We start from the raw sequence: 20,909 nt of genomic DNA, 5'->3' as shown, positions 1-20,909 counted from the left end.
ACGCGCTGTGCTGTCATCGTAAAAAAAAGAAGACCGGATAGCATCTGGTCTTCTTTTAAGAAACAGTATTGGATAGTATATCCTGTTATTTCTATTTCAATTTTACATCCAGGTAAACAGAATGGCGTCCGTAGGTTTCATAAAATGGTTTAAAGATCACATCATCAATGGTGAACTGTAACTGCTGCGGATCGCCTTTGATGGATTTGCTGATATCGCCTGCATCCAGTGTTATTTTACGCCAGTCTTTCCGGGCCTCGGGTTCCTGTGCGGCCAGCAATACGGGGCCGTAAAACAGGCTGGCGATATTCTGCTGGTCCATAACCGGTTCCAGGTGAAATTCGAAAGGCATTTTCAATTCTATCTTATCACCGTCTTTCCAGCTGCGGGATAGTTTCAGGTAGGTACCAGGCTTTGCCTGCAGCTTTTGTTCTTTGCCGTTGATCTTCACAAAAAAGCCTTTTGTAGCCCAGCCCGGCACACGCACATGCACCTCAAATTTTCCATTCCCGCGAATGGTAAGCGTAGTCTGGTCTTCATTGGGGAAGCTCGTGGTTTGCTCCACGGTTACCTTGCGTTCTGTCCATTCCAGCACGGAAGGAACGTATAAGTTAATGTACAGCGCCCGGTCATTCCCGCTTTTGAAATAAATGGAATTCTGCAGTTTGGTGTTGCTTTCTATCGCCGTGCCGTTACAGCAGGTGAACCCGGTCATATTCGGGTTGCCGAATTGTTTGATGGCGCCGGGTCTGAGCGGCACATGATAGGTGTTGGCAGGCGTATTTTCCGCCACCGAGGCAAGGATATGGTTGTATAACCCGCGTTCATAGTAATCCATTAACTCCGCGCGTGGATCGAAAAGAAACAGGTCGCTGGTCAGCTTCAGCATATTGTAGGTGGCGCAGGTTTCGTTCTGACCTCCGGCGGCAAAACCGTTTTCGTACAAGGTGCCGGGCTGACTGATAAAACATTCCGCGTTGTTGGGATTGCGCGCACCCGCAACGCCGCCGATGCTGTACATATAATCGTTGACCATCTTGTACCAGAAATTATCGGCAATCCGGTAGTATTCGGGATTATGCGAAACGCGGTACATCTCAATACTGCCCACTATCTGCGGTATGTGCTGGTTGGCATGCAGTCCGCGGAAAAGATCCACATTCTTGGCCAGTCCGTGCGAGTGGGCCGTGTCGCCAAAGAACACCCTGATGTTGTCAAACAGCTGCGCGGTTTTCAGGTGATCCGCTTTGCCCGTGGTTCTGTACAGCCGCGCCATGGCCTCATTCATACCGCCAAACTCACCGGCAATATAGGTGTTCCACATCTTGATCAGCGTATCTGTCGGCAGCTTGCTCAGTCGTGCATACACCCAGTCGCCCATACCCGAGGCAATGGCAAGCGCTTTTTGGTTGCCGCTCACTTCGTATACATCCAGCAGCCCGGCCAGGATTTTATGCAGCGTGTAATACGGTGCCCAAACCTGGTTTTTCTGCCCGCCGTACTTGGCGCCGTTTTCCAGCATGATGAACTGATCCGGCGGGTATGCGCTGATAAATCCTGTGCCCCAGTTCCAGTAGTCGTTGCGTATGCCCGTATCACTCAGGTCCGAGTCGTAAGCGGTTTTGCCCGGGCCAGGGGGCACGGCGGCAGGATCGGATACATGTGTTCCGTTCGTTTCCTTCGGCTTGCCGGATAGCCGCGACAGATCGTACAGCGTATTGACCATATAGGCCATCTTATCGGAGAAATTCGCCTGCAGTGTTTTATCGTATCCCGTGCTCGCATATGCCTGTGCAATCGCCGACAGATAATGACCCGTAGCATGACCCCGCAGCTTGGTATCGCGGCTGTCCCATACACCCAGCGGCTTTGCGCCCTCAGGTTGTTTCTGGCCAAAAGCATGACGGAACATGTACAGAAATGAGTTGGGATCTGTTTTTGCCAGCGTGCTGACGAATTTATTGCGGTTTTCGATGAACTGTGTCTCGTGTCCGCCGGCATCCGTTTTCAGTGAAACCCTGCCCAGTCCAAATGTTGCCAGTTTCAAAGCAGGCACAACCGGTTTCTTCGCCGCTTTTACGGTAACAAAAGCTTTTGGCTGAAAACTGGTTCCGGCAACGCGTCCGGTGATGGTGTAACGCCCCGGGGTAAGCACGGCGCTGTTGTCTGTGGCTTCGGGCCATACCACGCGCACCCTGGGGGCTTTGCCTTTCATATCGTCCCGGTAAGTTCCGGGCACATAACTGGGCAGCCGGGGCAGACTGCCTGCTTCTGTTTCCACTTCCACATCCGATACCTGCAAAAGATAGGTGTTATACAGCTGCGCTTCGGTGGGAGAGAAGCGGGGAAGCTCGTCTTCAACACGCCTGCCACCGGTATTCACCGATCCTTCGTTAAGTCCTCTTCCTCTCTGGGCATTTGTATAAATGGCCGCCACCTGTCTGTTGCTCAGCGGAACACGGTAAATGCGAAAATCGTGTACCATCGCATTCAGGTAAGCATCTCCCGGTGTCAGGGATTTGCCGATATAAAGCATTTTCTCGCCCGGTTGCTGACCGAATACTTCGGTTAGTTCCAGCGGGATATCTTTTGCCTCGGCAACAGGTTTGCTGTCTACATACGTGGTGATTGATTTTGAAGGTATGTCTATCACTACGGCAAGATGAACCCATTTGTTCAGCTCGATAGCAGGCGCAACCGCCCCATTCTTATTTGCTTTGCCCGATGTGATCAGTGCCTGGTAACCTTCCTGCTCTGCAGTGCCCGCAGGAGCCGCAAAAAAATGTTTGCCGGCATCTTTACCGAAATCAAAAAAGCGCTGCCCGGGCTGTTTGGATCGCAGGTAGATCCATCCCGATATACTCAGCGATTCCAGATCGGTCAATGCTTCGCCGGGAATGGTGATGAATGAACTGCTGTCGCCCGCCAGCGATAAAACCCTTCCAAACCGGCTGTCGTTCACAAATCTGCTTTCGCTTCCCTGAACCCTGGCGTGCAGGTTGTTGCGGGACCAGTCGCGGGCATCGCCGTTAAATACATACCGCGCAATCATTCCGGTTTCACCGATCCCGTCCAGTATCTGATCGCCGTTCTGCGCGAGGCCGGTACCCAGGCTCCCGGTCAAAATACCGGTAAGCAAAATAACCCGCAGGTATACTTGGTACATCTTCATATGAAAAACAATGTTTGATAATTCCCGTAAAACAAGGAATAATCCACGTGTTCCGATAAGTCTATTTTAACCAATCATCACCCGATATTAACAGGTATGCCATCGGTTAATCCGCGCAATATGGTAACACCTGCAACGCATTATCCGCATTTCGCCGGTTTCGGAATATATTTACCCTGCTAAACTGTTTACTATGAACCGGAGACAATTTATGACACAAACCGGAATGGCATCGGCTGCCGCCTTACTGGCGCCGGCTGTTTTTTCTGCCGTACCCGCGCCGAAGTATAAAATGGGACTGCAGCTTTTCACCATTCGTGCTAATATGGCGAAAGATCCGCTGGGATCGTTAAAAGCAGCCAGGGATATGGGTTATGAAGACCTGGAGATATACGGCTTCGACAGCACGAAAGGCAGTTACTATGGATTCAAGGCTGCGGAGTTTAAAAAAATACTCGGCGACCTGGGGCTTACCGCCTCCAGCGGACATTATGATTTTGCGCCCTTCCTGAACCAGACAGACGATGCGCTGCATGCATTTGTTGACCGCTGTATCGAAGGCGCCAAAGCGGCGGGTATGCAATACATCACCTGGCCCTGGCTGGCACCCGACCAGCGCAGCCTGGCGCATTTCAGGCTGCTTGCAAAAAAACTGAACCTGATCGGTCAACAGGTAAGTGATGCGGGACTGGGATTTGCGTACCATAACCACGACTTTGAATTCCGCGAACAGGATGGACAAACCGGTTACGATATCATACTCAAAGAAACGGATCCCGCGCTGGTAAAACTGCAGATGGATCTTTACTGGGTGATGCATTCGTCCAAACGCAGCCCCAAAGAATGGGTCAGGAATCAACCGGGCCGTTATGTGATGTGGCATATAAAAGATATGGACAAGGTAACCAGGGATTATACAGAACTGGGTAACGGTTCCATTGATTATACCATGGTATTACCCGACCCGGCAGAATCGGGTCTCAAATTTTATTATCTTGAACAGGGCGGCAATTTTGCGCAGGCTCCCATGAAAAGCATTGCCGACAGCGCGGCTTATTTCAAAAAGCACCTGCAGCGGTTTTTATAGCGTATCAAACAAAAGCGATAGCGGTTCAGTGATTACGACGGCCCCCGTCGCCCCAGGCAAGTGCCGTTCCCGTAATGCCAAACAGGAAAAAGCTGATCACCAGCGGCATCACTGAATGCACCATCAGCTGGCCGATCAGCGCGCCGATCAATGATCCGGCAAAGAAGAAAATGGTTCCGTAAACAGAAGCCGCAATACCCGCTGTTTCGCCCAACGGTTCCAGTGCAAGTGCGCTGCTGTTGGGTTCGATCGCCAGGTTAATGGCCATTAAAGCCCCGATACAGGTAAAGAAAACAAACATACCCGGCGGATCGCCGTCGATACAGGTTATCATTAACAGCAGGGCGGACACAACGGTATATGCCAGCAGCAGGTAGCGGACGCTTTTCGCCGCTCCGTATTTTGCTGCCAGTCGCGCGTTAAACAATGCCGATAATGACATCACCAGCCCGATAGCGGCAAAGATCCAGGCAAACAAACCGGGGCGTCCGTACAATTCACCTACCATGCGTTCGGAGCCGGAAACATATACGCTCAACCCGGAGAACAGCAGTGTGGTGATCGTGGTATACCGCATAAATGTCCGGTTACCTATTACCTGCCGCAATGCCTGTTGTATAGATATAGCACGCAACCGCGTTCTTTTTTCGGCGGGATGCGATTCTGTGAGACGGAACGACCAGAAGAAGACCAGCAGCCCGAACAGCGGCGGTGTTAGAAACACAACACGCCAGGACGCGGCCGATAACAGCGCAATCCCTACAAACGGGGCAGCGATCGGTGTAAAAAGGAAGATGGTAAAAATAAGCGACAGCGTCCGCGCCATCTGGTCGCCGGCAAAACGATCCCTGACACCCGCAATAGTGGTGGTGAACACCGCCGAAGCACCGACACCCGCAATAAACCGTGCCGCGCACATCAGCAGCAGCGTTGGCGCATAGGCAGCGGCCACACCACCCAGTATGTACAGGGGAAAACCGATCCGCAACACCCGCAAACGTCCGAACCTGTCAGATAATATCCCGAACACCAGCTGCGCTACCTGTCCCATGAAAAAGAACACGATGATGTTGGCGGTTGCCGTTGAGTCGGGTCTTAACCCGAAATGAATTCTTAATGCACCCAATGCCGGCAGCATAATATCGATGCCCAGTGCGGTAAGCATCATAATGGCGGCCGATAGACAGATGTATTCCGTTTTTGACATAGACAGATAGGGGTGCCGGGCTTGCTTCATCGGGATGGGGGGGTAGGTATTTACGAGGTGCAAAGCTAAGCGCCGGCATTCGAAACGCATGCTGGTATAAAAATTGTGTGTTTTTATGGTCGCCCGGGATAAATGTTGTAAATTGAAAGATCCCCCCTGGCAATGGCTTCAGTACATAAAAAATTCTCCATGAAAGCGTATTTCAAACGAAATAAGACCGCTTTCCTGCTCTCCCTGCTCTATTTTATACCGGGCATAGTATGGGTGTTGTTTTCAGACCGCTGGCTTGGTGGCCTGCCTGTTTCGGAGGAGGCGGCCCGTGTGCAGCAGATACATAATATCCGGGATGCAAGTTTTGTCGTTGGTATTTCGGTCATGATCTTTTTCCTGATGCGTGTGTCACGCAAAAAACTCAACAATACCCGGGCCGAATACGAGGCGCTGTTCGATAACCATCCGCAGCCAATGTGGATATATGAGATAGAAACGCTGCAATTCCGCGCGGTGAACAAAGCGGCGCTCTCGCAATATGGTTTCAGCAGGAAGGAGTTCCTGGACTTTACCTTAAAAGACATACGCCCCGAAGAAGACATTCCCCTGCTGGAAAATTATATGAACAATTACCAGACGGGCGATAAAGGACACGGCGTATGGCATCACCGTAAAAAAAACGGGGAAGTGATCATTGTTGACATTTCGGCCAACGATGTTACTTTTTTCAGAAAACCCTGCCGGCTTGTCTGCGCAACGGATATCACCGAACGGTTTAAGCGCGAGGAAGAGAACCGCAGGTTATCGCTTGTGGCGGAGAACGCCACCAATTCGGTGCTGATACTCGATGACCAGTCGCGCATAGAATGGGTGAACCAGTCGTTTACCAAACTTACGGGCTACACGATCGACGAAGTGATCGGCCGGCGGCCTTCGGAATTCCTGCACGGCCCCGAAACGGATGATGCGCTGCTGGAAAAGATCATGCAGAAAGTAACTTCAGGCAAGGCATTCGCAGGAGAGATACTGAATTACCGGAAAGACGGCAGCAGTTTCTGGCTGCGTCTTACCGTGGCGCCTGTGTATACCGGGCGAAAGATCACCAATTATATCGCCATTCAAACCGATATCACCGCCATCAAGGAACAGAACAACCGCCTGCGGGACATCGCCTATACCGCTTCGCACGGATTCAGGAAGCCGCTGGCCAATATTCTGGGGCTGGTGGAACTGATCAATACCTCCGACTGCACACCCGATCTGATCAATAACCTAAAGCGGTCTGCAGAAGAGCTCGACCGTGAAGTAAAAGTGATCGTGCACAAAACGGCGCTGATCGAATAAAGAACGATGCTGGGATCAACGCCGGTCAAGTGCAAAAACCTGTTCCTTGTATTTGGGTGGCAGCAACAGGTGTTTTACAATATGGTCGGCATTTACATACCTGCTGAAGCGGTAAAAAAACAATACGGGCCGAAGCCATTCTATACCCTGCCTGTTCAGCAGTTTTTTTGCCAGCGGCGGAAGGATCATCCGCTGTACGCCCAGCAGCAGCCGGAAACGAAAGCGCCCCAGGTGTTTGCGGTATTGCAGGTACAGATCGTTTGTATACACACTCCTGGCCAGATCATGCTGCAAATGGTATTCGCGCGATGCCAGCCAGCCGGGATAATCAGCCGGCAAACCGGTAAGCTGCATCCGGGTGCCCACGCGGTAAAACACATCGTATACTTCCTGTTTCTCGGCGGCAGTCAGCCTGCGTTCCAGCAGTTCAAAAGCCGCGATCGAATAATGGATCAGCATATACAGTACATCGCGGTAGGCCCAGTCGGGGATCTTGGTATTCCTGGCCGCTTCCACACCCGCATGGATGGCCGTGATCCGGTCGATGGATTGATTGGCTGCGGCGGCAGGGGAGAAGACGATCGATTTTGCATAGGCAACCGTTGAGAACAACCTTCCCAGCGGGTCGGCTGGCAGCCGGCCGGTGAAGTACAGCCAGTCGACCGCCTTGTTCAGCGCAAATTCAGCAGCCGATCCGGCAAAGATGAACAGTATCGTATCAGCATCGCCCCAGATACGGCGTACGATGGAATCCTGGTTCACAAAGGGTTCTTCGGCTGGCTGCATAGCCTAAAGTTAACGACAAACCCCTACCACCGCCGCCCCCGCGCGCAATTTGTGATATGACACTATATTCTATGTGACCATGTGAAAACCAGTGGTTTATGCCATCGCCGGCACCGGGGCTGGCCCATGAACAAAGGATATCCGGCGATGAACCAGGTCCCCCTCTTTTTGCTAAAAACCGCTCCCTGCAGGTGTTTGAACGGTGAAGGGTGGCCGCTTACCGCTTGTAAAATTTTGCACAACCGGCCCGGATTTCCGAAGGCCTAAATTGGACTGATAATCTATATATTTTATATATAAATATTATCACATGAATAAAAACGGCATCAAAAAAGTACTGTTTTGACATTAAGTGTTAAAAAAACACGAATTGTGGTTGGGTAAATATTAATAAATTGGGACTTAGAAAGTTTATTCAACTTCCAAAACCAAAGCACATGAGAAAAATTCTGTCCAGCCTCCTGCTGGTAATGGCATGTTTTGCCATCGCGGGTAAGGCTCAGGTCACGCCGGTATCCGGAAGGGTTACCGACGACAAAGGAGTGCCTATCCCCTCGGCCTCCGTTATCATCAAAGGTAAAAGAGCAACCGGTGTTGCCGCCGACGCGGAAGGCAGGTACCGGATCAACGCCTCGAAAGGGGATGTTCTGGTGGTTTCCAGCGTCAACTTCCTCCCCAAAGAGGTAGCCGTGGGCAGCAACACCACGCTGAACATTACGCTTACCATGGCGGATGCCGCCCTGAACGAAGTGGTGGTTACGGCCATGGGTATCAAACGTTCGGAGAAAGCGCTGGGTTATGCCGTATCCAAGGTGGATCCCGGTGCGCTGGTGCAGAAATCCGAACCCAATATCCTGAATAATCTGGCCGGTAAAGTACCGGGTGTGGATATCAGGTCGGGTCAGGGTGCGCCCGGTGCGGCTTCCCGTATACAGATCAGGGGGGTATCCTCTTTCAACGGCGGTGAGCCGCTGATCGTGGTGGACGGAATTCCGTACAGCAATAACCTGGTAAACACCAGCAACCCGTTCAGTGGTGGCGGTACCTATGGTTCCGGTCTCGGTAACCTTGATCCGAACGATATCGAATCGATCAACGTACTGAAAGGCGCCGCGGCGGCATCATTGTACGGTTCGCGCGCTGCCAATGGTGTACTGCTGATCACCACCAAATCAGGCGCGCCGAAAAAAGGCACCAAGTCGCTTAACGTAACTTACCGCGCGGGTTACAGTATTGAAAAGATCTCCGATATTCCCAGTTTCCAGAACCAGTACGGTGCGGGCGCCAACTTCCGCACACAGTCTTCCAACGGTTCCTGGGGTGGCAGGTTCGGCAAAGGTGTTATCTATGATGCGGCCGGTCTGGTGATCGGCACTTCCGCATCCGGCATCGATTCCATACCGGCCACTACCTGGGCTACCATGTACAATTCTTATCCTGAACTGTTCCCCAACGGCCGTATGGCATACAAGGCGGTACCGGATAACGTATCCAAACTTTTCAATACCGGCAGCCTGATGGAGCATTCGATCGGTCTGAACGGTGGCGAAGGAAGTTCCTTATTCAATGTTACCCTCTCGCGCGTTGACCAGAAAGGATACATCACCAATTCCAGCTATACCAAGAACAATGTCAGCGTGGGTGGTCAGACAGCCATTGGCAATCTCACCATCGGCGCCAATGTTTCTTATGCACGTACCAAGCAGATCGGTGGTTTCATCGGCCAGGCGCAGAGCTTTCTCTCGCAGTGGGGCCGTACCTATACCATGGCCCGCAACTGGGACATTGCCGGATGGCCCACTGAAAACAGGGCCGGTCAGCAGATCGGTTTTAACGACGGGCAGTATACCAACCCGATATGGGGCGCCTACCACAACGTGATCACCTCTGTGGATGAGCGGACAGTTGCCAACGTAAGGGCTTCCTATAAATTCAGCAACAGGCTGAAACTGGATTTCAATGCCGGCGTAAACAGTTATTCGCTTTACAGAGACCAGATCATTGATAAGTCATCACTGGGCAGTGCCGATAATACCCTTGGTACGCTTACCGAAGTGGTGAACAAAACACAGGAGCTGCAGGGCAAGATCGTAGCCGTGTATACCAACCCCCGGATCGCCAACAACATCAGCCTCGATTTTAACCTCGGTGCGGATGTGAACGAAAGAACCGGTCGCGCACAGCAGGTATATGGCGTGGACTTTGTCATTCCCGGTCTGTTCAACCTGACCAATACACGTCGCCAGTTCTTCATCGACGACAGCAGGAGCACCAGAAGACTGGTGGGTGTTTTTGCGGATGCCACGGTCGGTTACAAGGGATTTGCGTTCCTGAACATGACAGGCAGAACGGACCTTACTTCTACCTTGCCGTACAAGAATGCACGGTATTTCTATCCCGGTATATCCGGATCGGTTGTTTGGTCTGATGCGTTCAAACTGAAATCAAACTGGCTCGATTACGGCAAACTCCGTGCAGGTTATGCAAGGGTGGGTAACGATGCCGCGCCGCATAACGGCGAACCCATATTTAACCTGAATGCTGCCGGCTTCCTCGGCCAGCCCCTGGCAACAAGAGGCGGTTCCAGCTACGATCCCGAACTTACGCCGGAGTTCACAACAGAACTTGAGATCGGTTCCGATATGCGTTTCTTCAAACAGCGACTGGGACTGGAAGTTACCTGGTACGATAAAAGATCAACCGATCTGATCTATGCGATCAGTCTGCCAACCACCACCGGTTACAGCTCTTTCTTCACCAATCTCGGCGAAATCCGCAATACAGGCTGGGAAGCGGCGCTGGATGCAAAACCGGTGATCACCCGCGATTTCCAGTGGGATGTACGGGCCGTATTTACCAGGAACAGGAACACTGTTGAGAAACTCGTAAAAGGACTTACCCGCGCGCAGCTGGGCGGTTTCAACTGGATCGAGGCCGGATACCCTTATGGTTACCTGAGAGGATCCTACTCTGCAAGGTCTTCCGACGGACAGCTGCTGATCAATGCCGTGTCGGGTATGCCTTATGCGGATCCCAACAACGGTATGGTGGGAAATCCCAATGCCGATTACAAACTGGGTATCACCAACAGCTTCTCTTACAAAGGATTCCAGCTGAGTGTTCTCTGGGATATGACCAAGGGTGGTAATTTCTATTCCGAAACCATCAGCAGCATGCTGGGAAGGGGTGTGACAAAAGACACAGAAGACAGGGAGAAGAACCGCGTGATCACAGGTATTTACGGCAGCCCGACTCCGGTTACGGGGGCTGATGGACTTAACCATTACGTACCCCTGCTGTCGGGCGGTAAAACCATACCCAACCAGACAAAAGTTACCACCAACGACCTGTATTTTACAGCAGGCACCGGTGCCAGCTTCGCCACCAACGGTGCATTTGAATACGCGGTGTTTGATGGTACCGTATACAGGCTGAGGGAGGTTTCCCTGGCGTATACGCTGCCTGTCACACTGGTGAAGAAAATAGGCCTGAGTGCCGTAACCGTTTCGCTGACCGGACGCAATCTCTGGTACCTTGCACCCAATGTACCCAAGTACACCAATTTCGACCCGGATATCAACTCTGTTGTCGGCAGCGGCACGCAGGGTGTTGAAACCGGCGGTGCACCCAGTACAAAAAGATACGGTATCAACTTAAATGTAACTTTCTAATCATACAAGTAAAACTTCAATTATGAGAAGGAAATACTTCCTATATTCTTTTGCAGCTCTTTCCCTGCTGGTCATGGCGGGAACCGGCTGTAAAAAGTTTCTCGACGTAAACAAGAACGTCAACAGTCCCACCCCCTCATCGGTGCAGTTATCGATGGTGCTGAGCGCGGCTGAACGCAATATATCCGGCAACATCGCGCTCGGAACCGGTCTGGGCAATACCTTATCCGTATACACCCACCAGTTAACGGGCCGTGTTGGCGCCGATAACTACAATGCAGGTGCATCGGGATGGGAGGGACTGTACGGGGCCATTGCCAACCTGAACGTGATCATCAAGCGCGGCGCCGAGGAAAAAAGATTTGTGTATGTGGGTATCGCCAAGATCCTGAAAGCCTATACATTCAGTGTACTGGTGGATGTATACGGCGATGTGCCGTTCTCCGAGTTCGACAGGTTTGAAGAAGGTATTACGCAACCCAAATTCGACAAGGGTTCCGATATCTATCCCAAACTGCTGGCGATGCTCGACGAAGGTGTGGCCGATCTGAACAACCCGGCCATCAATCCTTCCAAACCGGGTAGCGACGATTATATTTTCAAGGGTAATGTGACCAACTGGACAAAAGCCGCCAATACCATCAAGCTGAAACTGTATACGCAGGTTAGGCTGGTGCAGGATGTAAAAACACAGGTGGCTGCCCTGCTGGCTACGCCCAATCTGCTGATTAATTCGCAGGCGGATAACTTTATGATGCCTTATGGCCCGATCACTGTCACAGACGACCGTCACCCGGCCTATGGCGATTACAGTGCAACACAGCGCGGCGGACAGCTGTTCAGTCCCTGGTTGTACGAGATCATGAAGGGCAGGAACCCGGATATCCTCACCGGTCTGACCGACCCGCGGATCCCTTATTACGTGTACAACCAGAAATCCGCAACAGGTGTTCCGGAGAACTGCACCGACTACCGCGATGGTGGTTTTATCACCATCATCTTCGGCTCGAAAGGACCCTGCCGAGATGGTTCCAACAGCCAGACCTATTCCCTGCTGGGTATTTACCCCACGGGCGGACGGTATGATGCGGGCGCCGCGGTAACCATCAACTCCATCGGAGCGCTGAATGCAGGAACAGGCGCACTTCCGCACCAGTTCCTCACCTATGCCGATCGTCTTTACCTGGAGGCCGAGCTGATCAGCGCGGGAGTGGTAACCGGTAATGCAAGGGATGTGTTCAGCAAAGCGATGGATGAATCTTTTAACCAGGTGGATTACCTGATCACCAACTACGTGAAACCCGGTTCTGCCGGTTCTCCGCAGGTGGTTCCGGCCATTGCCACGCAGCCCGCAACCGCTACCTATAAAAGCGGTGTGCTGGCGGCCTATGATGCGGCCAGCGCTTCCAAGAAGCTGGAACATATCATGACGCAAAAATGGATCAACAGGATCGAGAACCCGGTTGACAACTATACCGATTACAGGAGAACCAAATTCCCGGTACTGTTTGCACCGGCGCCGGAAGGCACCGTTACCAGCGTGCTTACGCCCGAAGGAAAAACGGTTCCGGTTTCGAACGACAGGAAATACCCCTGGTCGCTGCCATTCAGCAACAACGAAATCGGTCTGAACTCAAACGCGCTGCCGCAGAAAGTGGCTGAGAACTACAAAGTGTTCTGGCAGCCTTAATCGATGATCCCTTACAATTAAACCAACAGATTATGAAATTGATAAAAATAAACTTAGTCGCAGCCATCGCTTTCGGAGCTGTTACTATGTTCACAGCATGCTCAAAGGATGACGGTTCCATCCCGAAAAGGATCGGTATTGAAGACGTGCCTGCTATGACCACGAATATTGAATCGACAAACACCAATAATGTGGGAACGATCACGTTCAGCAACCAGGCCGCGTTCTCCGGCAAATTCAAAGTGGCCATGGTATTCCCCACATCGGTGCCGCCAACAAAAGTGGATGTGGTGGTAAGGAAAAATGCTTCTGCGGCAAACGTAAAAGTATACAAGGCCAATATCACGGCATTCCCCACCAGCTTTACCATCAGCGCTTCTGAAATAGAAACGCTGTTCGGTACGCCGCTGGCGCTGAATGATACGTATGATTTCTCACCCGATATCTATGTGGGTGCAAAAAAATACGAGGCGTTTCCTTCGGTAGGCGGTGCTGCAGGCGCAGGATCGGGTGTAACCGGCATGGCGGCGATCGGGTTCTACGAATTTGCCCGTTTCTCCGTGAAATAAAGCAGACGATCTTTAGGATACCTGTAACAGGTAACAAGAACCGCCCCCAACGGGCGGTTCTTTATGTTATCAAACGATCCAGGCACCAGCCCTTATTTTTTCTTTTTCCCGAATTCGCCCGCGCGCTCTTTGCCGGCCCATGCCGTCATGGCCCTGATCACCGGTTTCAGACCCTGCCCGGCCTGGCTGAGACGGTAGGTAACATAAGGAGGCACCACCGGTCTGGATTCACGCAGCACCAGCCCGTCTGCCTCCATTTGCCTGAGATGCTGTATCAGCATTTTCTCGGTAATGGCGGGTATGGCCCTCTTTAATTCGCTGTAGCGCTTGCTGCCGGAAGACAGGTGGTACAGGATGATCGGCTTCCAGTACCCACCGATCTTTTCCATGGTATAGGTAACCGGACATAAACCCAGTGCATAATGTTTGTTCTCCTGGATGGTGGAGCTTGCTTTAACTGCTGCCATGATACATACTTTAGGGTAAGTACTTGTAAAAAAGTAAGTACAAAGATAGCTTTGCTTTTCAAATAAACAACAGTCAAATGAAGATCATCGTATCAGGTTCTTTAGGGAACATTGGAAGCGTTTTAACCGGCATACTGGTGGCGGCAGATCATACCGTAACCGTTATCAGCAGCACACCCGCCCGGCAAAAAGACATTGAAGCCGCAGGCGCCAAAGCTGCCATCGGATCGGTAACGGATGCGGCATTCCTGGCCGAAACCTGCAGGGGCGCGGACGCGTTATTTGCCATGACACCGCCCAACCTGGGTGGCGCGGATGTTATTGCCAATACCACCCGGGCAGGCCAGGCCTATGCGGCGGCGGTGCGGGCATCGGGTATACCGCGTGTGGTAATGCTCAGCAGCGTGGGCGCCGACCTGGCAGCAGGCAACGGTCCCATTGCAGGGCTGCATAACATCGAACAACTGTACCATGCGCTCGAAGGTGTATCGGTAACGTATCTGCGGGCAGGATTTTTCTTCACCAATTTTTTCAACGATATCCCGCTGATCAGACAGGCAGGTATCATCGGAGGCAATTATCCTGCGTCCCTGCAGATGGCGCTGGTGCATCCGGCAGATATCGCCGCCGCGGCTGCCGAAGAACTGCAGGTAACCGGCGCCGGCCACACCGTTCGCTATGTGGTCAGCGATATACGCCGACCGGGTGAAATTGCCGGAGCATTGGGCGCGGCCGTCGGCATACCGGCGCTTGCCTGGGTGGAATTCAGCGACCGGCAGTCGCTGCAGGGAATGGTGCAGGCCGGTTTACCCGAAGAAATAGCAGGTCTGTATACCGAAATGGGTGCCGGCTTCCGGAACGGCAGCATACAACACGATTTTGAAAAGCAGGGATCGCCGGTAACAGGTAATGTAAAACTGGTGGAATTTGCAAAAGCGTTCGGAAAGAAATGGGAGAAGGGCTGAATAGCCGACTAATAAAAGGGTGGGAGCGGGCGTTGTGCGGAAGACAAGAAATACCAGGGAAATTTCCGCTCCCCTGTTTTGAAAACCGATCCTGCGGACAAACGTTTGCATGGGTGCACCGTTTATTGGCTGATTTTATACAACTTTAGGCCGCTAAAAAATGCTCCATGAAAAAACACGTTTTGCTATTGCTTGTCCTGGTGCTGTCCGCTGCCGTCCATGCACAGGTATCCATTATTCCGCAGCCGGCCAGTATGGAAATCGGTACCGGTCATTTTACCCTTAACCGCTCCACCGTTATCGTGCTCGACCATCCCTCGCTGCGCAAACAGGCGGATTTTCTCAAGTCTTATCTCGGCAAGATCTACCAGCTGAACCTGGCAGTAAAGAACCGGGGCGCTGCTCCTGCCAGGAACCTGATCGTTCTTCGCAATAACGGCAAGCACAACGAGGTCAAAGGTGCTTACCAGCTGAAGTCATCCGCCAATACCATCACGATCAGCGGCGACGATGCGGAAGGCGTGTTCTACGGTGTGCAGTCGCTGATACAGCTGTTGCCCGTTTCGGTATCTGCCAGTCTGCAGGTTCCGCAGCTGAGCATTGCCGATGCACCCAGGTTTGCCTACCGCGGCATGATGCTCGATGTTGGCCGCCATTTTTTCCCTGTTGAATTTGTAAAGCAGTACATCGACTTCCTCGCATTGCATAAGATCAATACCTTTCACTGGCATCTTACAGAAGACCAGGGCTGGCGGATAGAGATCAAAAAATATCCCCTGCTCACAACAAAAGGCGCCTGCCGCAACGGAACCATCCTGGGGCATCACCCCGGTAAAGGAAACGACAACACCCATTCATGCGGGTTCTATACACAGGCACAGGTGAAAGAAGTGGTGAAATATGCAGCCGACCGTTTTATCACCGTTATACCCGAGATAGAAATGCCCGGCCATTCGTCTGCCGCCATCGCCGCGTATCCCAAGCTGAGCTGCTTCCCCGATGAGGCCACCCAGCCCGCAAAGAACGTGGTGGACTGGGCCGGTCCCAGAACAGGCAAACAGGTGCAGCAGGCATGGGGTGTGTACAGCGATGTGTTTTGTCCTTCAGAATATACCTTCACATTCCTGCAGGATGTACTTGATGAAGTGATGCAGCTGTTTCCGTCAAAATACATCCATATCGGGGGCGATGAATGCCCGAAAGAAGCCTGGAAACGCTCTGCATTCTGCCAGCAGCTGATCAAGGAAAAAGGATTGAAAGACGAGCATGGCCTGCAGAGCTATTTTATCGGACGGATAGAAAAATACCTGAACAGCAAGGGTCACGATATCATTGGCTGGGATGAGATACTCGAAGGAGGCCTGGCGCCCAATGCAACGGTGATGAGCTGGCGCGGCGAAAAAGGCGGTATAGAGGCAGCCAAACAAAAACACAAAGTGATCATGACGCCCACCACCTATGTGTATTTCGACTATGCGCAGAAAAAGAATGAAGACTCGCTGGTGATCGGTGGTTTCCTGCCGCTGGATAAGGTATACAGCTATAACCCGCTTCCTGCCGAACTGACACCGGAAGAACAGAAATACATCATCGGCGCACAGGCCAATGTGTGGACCGAATACATGGCCAGCCCGTCAAAAGTGGAGTACATGGTGTTTCCGCGTATGACGGCATTGAGCGAAGTGCTGTGGTCGCCACAGGAACTTCGCAACTGGGATGATTTCAAAAAACGCCTGTCAACACAATTCGGCCGGTACGATCTGTGGAAAGTGAGTTATGACCGCAGCGCGCTGACCCCGGATAAATAACTCAGGGTTCTCACTTGTTTGACAACGCCCCATTCCTGTTAGTTGCCGCGGCGGCACGGGATGGGGCGTTTTTGGGTGGGTGGTTTGAGAGGACAGAGACACGGGTTGAACACAGAGTCACGGAGATACTGAGGAACACGGAGAAGCACCTTTGTATCTCCGTGGCTTTGTGTTAAGAAAACAGGGAGGTTCATCACATGCAATTTTCTAATCTTTTCCTGGTCTGAAATATTCCTGTATATTAGCTACTGCCATTGCTCACGTAATCACCGGTAAGTAACTGTTAAATTACGTATACAATGAATTATTGCCATGCCTGTTCCCGGGCCAACAAAACCAGCCGATCCCCAACACCTTTCGCTTTCTCCGTTTTTATGTTGTTGCTGATCATGTATGCAGCTGACCTGTCTGCACAGACGCCTGTTAACTTTACAACGGAGCAGGATCATAAGAACATGATGGAGCAACTGGGTATCCGCAAACTGCGACCCGGTCCCAGCGGTAACGAATCTGCCCCCAACCACGCAAACTACGATGAGGCCCTTGCCAATCCTTTCCCCGATCTTCCGCAACTGCTGCTGACAAAAAGCGGGCAGCGCATCAGTACGGCCGAGGGCTGGTGGAAACAGCGCCGTCCCGAGATCGTGGAAGATTTTGAACGCGAAGTGATCGGCAGGGTGCCAAAACAGGTTCCCAGGGTGAACTGGGAAGTAAAGATCACCGATAACGAACGCATCGGCTTTTTACCGGTGATCGCAAAAAAACTGGTGGGTCATGTAGACAACAGCGCGTATCCCGATATCAGGGTAGATATCAAAATGGTGCTGGTGCTTCCGGCCAATGCCAAAGGCCCTGTGCCCGTGCTGGTGATGTTTGGCGGCGGCAATAACCTGCCCGCACCCGCGCAGCCCGGCCAGGAATCGATGGAAAAACTCAACGACGCGTTGAAGACAATGCTCATCAAAGCAGACCCTTCGGTAAAAGCGATCTTTGACCAGTACCCGGCCTACACACCCATGCTGGCCACACCGCCTGCCTCTCCGTTTGGACCGCAGTTGCCGGCAGGACAGGATCCACCCACCACCCAGCAGCTGATCGCGGCGGGATGGGGGTATGTGCAGATAGATCCTTCGAGCATACAGGCCGATAACGGAGCGGGCCTGACAAAAGGCATCATTGGTCTTGTCAACAAAGGACAACCCCGCAAACCCGAAGACTGGGGCGCCCTGCGTGCCTGGGCATGGGGCGCGGCCCGTGCGCTCGACTACCTGGAAACAGAGCCGATGGTGGATGCCAAGCATGTGGGTATCGAAGGTGTTTCGCGGTATGGAAAAGCTGCGCTGGTAACACTGGCGTTTGAACCGCGTTTTGCCATGGCGCTCGTGGGCTCATCGGGCGAAGGGGGCGCCAAGCTGCATCGCCGCAATTTCGGCGAGGCGGTGGAAAGTCTTACCGGAAGCGGTGAATACCACTGGATGGCAGGTAATTTCTTAAAATACGGAACGGCGGAATCGGTTTTCGGTGCAAAGAATGCAGGCGATTTACCAGTGGATGCACACCAGCTGATTGCGCTCTGTGCTCCGCGTCTCACATTCATCAGCTACGGTGTGCCCGCGCAGGGCGATGCAAAATGGCTCGACCAGCAGGGCAGTTATATGGCCACGGTAGCCGCGGGCGAAGTGTTTAAACTGCTTGGCGCAAAAGACCTTGGCGTATCCAACAATTACCGCACGGAAAAAATGCCGGCCGTACTGACGGGTTTACTGGATGGCGAACTTGCCTGGCGGCAACATGCAGGCGGACATACCGACGCACCGAATGTGAAATATTTTATCGAATGGGCCAATAATAAAATGAATAACCATCCGAATGCCGCCGGGCGTTAGGACTGAACAGGACAGCCCGCCCAGGCCTTTGTATTTTATTTGCACAAACCACCTGTATGAGAAATCACTGCCTGCTGTTTGCGTTTGTTTTGTTTAGCGGTGTCGTAGCCATGGCACAGCCCCGGCAGAAAAAACCGCCGCGCGAAAAAGACATGGCGGCATACCTGCTGGTTTATTTCAAAGATACCACGCATAGCCTGTACATGGCGCTGAGCAGCGACGGTTACCGCTTTACCGATATCAACAACGGCCGCCCCGTAATTGGCGGCGATACACTGGCCGAACAGAAAGGGGTACGCGACCCGTATATCTGCCGCGGCCCGGATGGCCTGTTTTATATGGCACTCACAGACCTGCACATTTTTGCACAGCGCGCCGGTCTCCGTTCAACGCAATGGGAACGCGACGGCAAGGAATACGGCTGGGGAAACAACAAAGGACTGGTGCTGATGAAATCTGCCGACCTGCTGCACTGGTCGCATACGGTACTCCGGGTAGACAAATCCTTTCCCGGTCTGGAAGAGATCGGTTGCGCCTGGGCCCCGGAGCTGATCTATGACGGGCAGGCAAAAAAAATGATGGTGTATTTCACCATGCGTTTCAAAAACGGCCGCAACCGTTTGTACTGGTCTTATCTTGATGATGGGTTTACCAAACTGGAAACAGCGCCGAAGCTGCTTTTCGAATACCCGAAAGATATTTCCTATATCGATGGCGATATCACCAGGGTGGGAGACCGGTACCACCTGTTTTACGTGGCACAGGATGGAACGGCCGGTATCAAGCAGGCGGTATCCGATTCGTTGAAAAGCGGTTACCGCTACGATTCGGCCTGGTACGATCCGGAGCCCAGGGGTTGCGAGGCGCCCACGGTATACAAACTGATCGGCCGGAACACCTGGATATTGATCTATGATATCTACGGCATACAGCCGCATAATTTCGGATTCAGCGAAACAACGGATTTTGTGCATTTCAAAAACCTGGGTCATTTTAACGAAGGGGTGATGAAGGCCACCAATTTCTTTTCGCCCAAACACGGCGCTGTCATCCATCTTACCAAAAAAGAAGCCAACCGGCTTGCCGCTTACTGGCATCTGCCGCAAAAGTTCTGATCCCGCAAAAAAAATCCCGGCCAAGACCGGATTTTTTTTAAAAAAATATGCAATTGTTTGGTTGCGTTTCATATATTTGCAATCAAATGGTTGCATTTTATGGGACAGGAACCAAGACGGGATGTTTTCCAGGCAATCGCCGATCCCACGCGGAGGGCGATCTTATCGCTGCTGATGTGTCATGCCATGACACCGAACGCCCTGGCACAGCATTTTGAGAGCAGCAGGCAGGCCGTATCTAAACATGTAAACCTGCTCACCGAATGCGGTTTGCTGAAGCAGGAACAATCCGGACGCGAGATCTATTATCATTTAAATAAACGAAAGATGAAAGAGATCGATCAGTGGCTGAAACCTTTCCGTAAACTATGGGAGACCCGGTTCAGCCAGCTGGATGATGTATTAAACAAACTAAAAGACTAAACCATGAGCAACACACACGAAACAAAAATTACCCGGGACGATTCCGGCCGGAAACTCCTGATCACGCGAGATTTCAGCGCACCGCTGGCCAAGGTATGGAGAGCATGGACCGAAAGCGAACTGCTGGACCAGTGGTGGGCGCCCAAACCCTACCGGGCGCAGACAAAAAGCATCCGGTTTGAAACGGGCGGCCGCTGGCTGTACGCGATGGTGGGTCCGGAAGGCGACAAACACTGGTGTCGGGTGGATATAGAAGAAGTGGTGAAGGAAAAAAGTTTTCAGGCGGTTGCCGGTTTTTGCGATGAGAACGGTGTACTGGTGGATACCGCACCGCCCATGCACTGGTTTGCCCGTTTCTCCGCAACAGACACAGGTTCAAGACTGGATCTGGAAATGCGCTTCAACAGCGAGACCGACCTGGAGACCATTGTGCAGATGGGCTTCAAAGAAGGCTTCACCATGGCCCTCGGCAACCTCGACGAACTGCTGGCCGCCTAACCACACCCCAAACAACGAACAGAACAGGGAATATCGACTATCAAATCAGTTTCCCCCAATCCCTCGATATTCGATATTCCTTGTTCCTTGTTCAATATTCCCATCCCTCCGTTCGTCATTCCTTGTTCCTTGTTCTTGATTCGATATTCCCCTCCCTCCCGTCACACAACTGTCATTTTCCTCTTTGCGTAAAACCGTTTTCCGTATCCGGCAGAGGCCTGGTTGATCGG

Annotated in this window: 15 protein-coding genes; 11 read left to right on the top strand and 4 right to left on the bottom strand. The window is 52.2% G+C overall.

Annotated features, from left to right (window positions below):
• Positions 1-91: 91 nt before the first annotated feature.
• Positions 92-3,172, bottom strand: a complete 3,081-nt coding sequence (locus tag GWC94_RS07790; RefSeq protein ID WP_161834488.1) for a beta-L-arabinofuranosidase domain-containing protein — start codon at positions 3,170-3,172, stop codon at positions 92-94.
• Between the two features lie 193 nt (positions 3,173-3,365).
• Here GWC94_RS07790 and GWC94_RS07785 point away from each other — a divergent pair, with 193 nt between their 5' ends.
• Positions 3,366-4,259 (top strand): sugar phosphate isomerase/epimerase family protein, encoded by an 894-nt coding sequence (locus GWC94_RS07785; RefSeq protein ID WP_161834487.1) that lies wholly within the window; start codon positions 3,366-3,368, stop codon positions 4,257-4,259.
• 25 nt (positions 4,260-4,284) lie between these two features.
• Here GWC94_RS07785 and GWC94_RS07780 read toward each other — a convergent pair whose 3' ends face one another.
• A complete protein-coding gene (locus tag GWC94_RS07780) occupies positions 4,285-5,496 on the bottom strand; it encodes an MFS transporter (RefSeq protein ID WP_235918488.1) in 1,212 nt (403 codons plus the stop codon).
• Positions 5,497-5,655: 159 nt separating this feature from the next.
• Here GWC94_RS07780 and GWC94_RS07775 point away from each other — a divergent pair, with 159 nt between their 5' ends.
• Positions 5,656-6,801: a PAS domain S-box protein gene (locus GWC94_RS07775; RefSeq protein ID WP_161834486.1), complete on the top strand. Its 1,146-nt coding sequence runs from the start codon at positions 5,656-5,658 to the stop codon at positions 6,799-6,801.
• Positions 6,802-6,816: 15 nt separating this feature from the next.
• Here GWC94_RS07775 and GWC94_RS07770 read toward each other — a convergent pair whose 3' ends face one another.
• Positions 6,817-7,587, bottom strand: coding sequence for an oxygenase MpaB family protein (locus GWC94_RS07770; protein WP_161834485.1), 771 nt, complete (start codon positions 7,585-7,587; stop codon positions 6,817-6,819).
• A gap of 437 nt (positions 7,588-8,024) precedes the next feature.
• Here GWC94_RS07770 and GWC94_RS07765 point away from each other — a divergent pair, with 437 nt between their 5' ends.
• Genes GWC94_RS07765 through GWC94_RS07755 form a run of 3 tightly spaced genes read left to right on the top strand, consistent with a single transcriptional unit; the run spans position 8,025 to position 13,517 of the window.
• Positions 8,025-11,258 carry a SusC/RagA family TonB-linked outer membrane protein gene (locus tag GWC94_RS07765; RefSeq protein ID WP_161834484.1) on the top strand — a complete coding sequence of 1,078 codons (3,234 nt, stop codon included), beginning with the start codon at positions 8,025-8,027 and terminating at the stop codon, positions 11,256-11,258.
• Positions 11,259-11,280: 22 nt separating this feature from the next.
• Positions 11,281-12,948, top strand: a complete 1,668-nt coding sequence (locus tag GWC94_RS07760) for a SusD/RagB family nutrient-binding outer membrane lipoprotein (RefSeq protein ID WP_161834483.1) — start codon at positions 11,281-11,283, stop codon at positions 12,946-12,948.
• A 32-nt stretch (positions 12,949-12,980) separates the two neighbouring features.
• Positions 12,981-13,517: a hypothetical protein gene (locus GWC94_RS07755; protein WP_161834482.1), complete on the top strand. Its 537-nt coding sequence runs from the start codon at positions 12,981-12,983 to the stop codon at positions 13,515-13,517.
• 92 nt (positions 13,518-13,609) lie between these two features.
• Here the strand turns inward: GWC94_RS07755 and GWC94_RS07750 are convergent, their stop codons facing one another.
• Complete coding sequence (locus GWC94_RS07750; protein WP_161834481.1) at positions 13,610-13,984, bottom strand: winged helix-turn-helix transcriptional regulator; 375 nt, start codon at positions 13,982-13,984, stop codon at positions 13,610-13,612.
• Between the two features lie 77 nt (positions 13,985-14,061).
• Between GWC94_RS07750 and GWC94_RS07745 the strand changes: the two genes are divergently transcribed.
• The 6 genes from GWC94_RS07745 (at position 14,062) to GWC94_RS07720 (ending at position 20,679) form a co-directional block, all read left to right on the top strand.
• Entirely contained in the window at positions 14,062-14,949 is an 888-nt protein-coding gene (locus GWC94_RS07745) for an NAD(P)H-binding protein (RefSeq protein WP_161834480.1), read from the top strand.
• A 167-nt stretch (positions 14,950-15,116) separates the two neighbouring features.
• Positions 15,117-16,757 (top strand): beta-N-acetylhexosaminidase, encoded by a 1,641-nt coding sequence (locus GWC94_RS07740; RefSeq protein ID WP_161834479.1) that lies wholly within the window; start codon positions 15,117-15,119, stop codon positions 16,755-16,757.
• Between the two features lie 299 nt (positions 16,758-17,056).
• Positions 17,057-18,643: a glucuronyl esterase domain-containing protein gene (locus tag GWC94_RS07735; protein WP_202628666.1), complete on the top strand. Its 1,587-nt coding sequence runs from the start codon at positions 17,057-17,059 to the stop codon at positions 18,641-18,643.
• Positions 18,644-18,699: 56 nt separating this feature from the next.
• Positions 18,700-19,758 carry a glycoside hydrolase family 43 protein gene (locus GWC94_RS07730; RefSeq protein WP_161834478.1) on the top strand — a complete coding sequence of 353 codons (1,059 nt, stop codon included), beginning with the start codon at positions 18,700-18,702 and terminating at the stop codon, positions 19,756-19,758.
• A 99-nt stretch (positions 19,759-19,857) separates the two neighbouring features.
• The gene (locus tag GWC94_RS07725) at positions 19,858-20,181 is read left to right on the top strand and encodes an ArsR/SmtB family transcription factor (protein WP_161834477.1); all 324 of its coding nucleotides are present in this window, start codon (positions 19,858-19,860) and stop codon (positions 20,179-20,181) included.
• A gap of 3 nt (positions 20,182-20,184) precedes the next feature.
• Positions 20,185-20,679: an SRPBCC family protein gene (locus GWC94_RS07720; protein ID WP_161834476.1), complete on the top strand. Its 495-nt coding sequence runs from the start codon at positions 20,185-20,187 to the stop codon at positions 20,677-20,679.
• Positions 20,680-20,909: the final 230 nt, after the last annotated feature.

This window comes from Sediminibacterium soli, assembly GCF_009939225.1.
Lineage (GTDB): Bacteria > Bacteroidota > Bacteroidia > Chitinophagales > Chitinophagaceae > Sediminibacterium > Sediminibacterium soli.
The sequence above is the reverse complement of the archived record's forward strand: the minus strand, read 5'-3'. Positions and strand labels throughout refer to the sequence as shown.

Excerpts from the sequence above, each read along its gene's own strand:
- GWC94_RS07790 (WP_161834488.1), bottom strand. The coding sequence starts at position 3,172 with ATGAAGATGTACCAAGTATACCTGCGGGTTATTTTGCTTACCGGTATT.
- GWC94_RS07785 (WP_161834487.1), top strand. The coding sequence starts at position 3,366 with ATGAACCGGAGACAATTTATGACACAAACCGGAATGGCATCGGCTGCC.
- GWC94_RS07780 (WP_235918488.1), bottom strand. The coding sequence starts at position 5,496 with ATGAAGCAAGCCCGGCACCCCTATCTGTCTATGTCAAAAACGGAATAC.
- GWC94_RS07775 (WP_161834486.1), top strand. The coding sequence starts at position 5,656 with ATGAAAGCGTATTTCAAACGAAATAAGACCGCTTTCCTGCTCTCCCTG.
- GWC94_RS07770 (WP_161834485.1), bottom strand. The coding sequence starts at position 7,587 with ATGCAGCCAGCCGAAGAACCCTTTGTGAACCAGGATTCCATCGTACGC.
- GWC94_RS07765 (WP_161834484.1), top strand. The coding sequence starts at position 8,025 with ATGAGAAAAATTCTGTCCAGCCTCCTGCTGGTAATGGCATGTTTTGCC.
- GWC94_RS07760 (WP_161834483.1), top strand. The coding sequence starts at position 11,281 with ATGAGAAGGAAATACTTCCTATATTCTTTTGCAGCTCTTTCCCTGCTG.
- GWC94_RS07755 (WP_161834482.1), top strand. The coding sequence starts at position 12,981 with ATGAAATTGATAAAAATAAACTTAGTCGCAGCCATCGCTTTCGGAGCT.
- GWC94_RS07750 (WP_161834481.1), bottom strand. The coding sequence starts at position 13,984 with ATGGCAGCAGTTAAAGCAAGCTCCACCATCCAGGAGAACAAACATTAT.
- GWC94_RS07745 (WP_161834480.1), top strand. The coding sequence starts at position 14,062 with ATGAAGATCATCGTATCAGGTTCTTTAGGGAACATTGGAAGCGTTTTA.
- GWC94_RS07740 (WP_161834479.1), top strand. The coding sequence starts at position 15,117 with ATGAAAAAACACGTTTTGCTATTGCTTGTCCTGGTGCTGTCCGCTGCC.
- GWC94_RS07735 (WP_202628666.1), top strand. The coding sequence starts at position 17,057 with ATGAATTATTGCCATGCCTGTTCCCGGGCCAACAAAACCAGCCGATCC.
- GWC94_RS07730 (WP_161834478.1), top strand. The coding sequence starts at position 18,700 with ATGAGAAATCACTGCCTGCTGTTTGCGTTTGTTTTGTTTAGCGGTGTC.
- GWC94_RS07725 (WP_161834477.1), top strand. The coding sequence starts at position 19,858 with ATGGGACAGGAACCAAGACGGGATGTTTTCCAGGCAATCGCCGATCCC.
- GWC94_RS07720 (WP_161834476.1), top strand. The coding sequence starts at position 20,185 with ATGAGCAACACACACGAAACAAAAATTACCCGGGACGATTCCGGCCGG.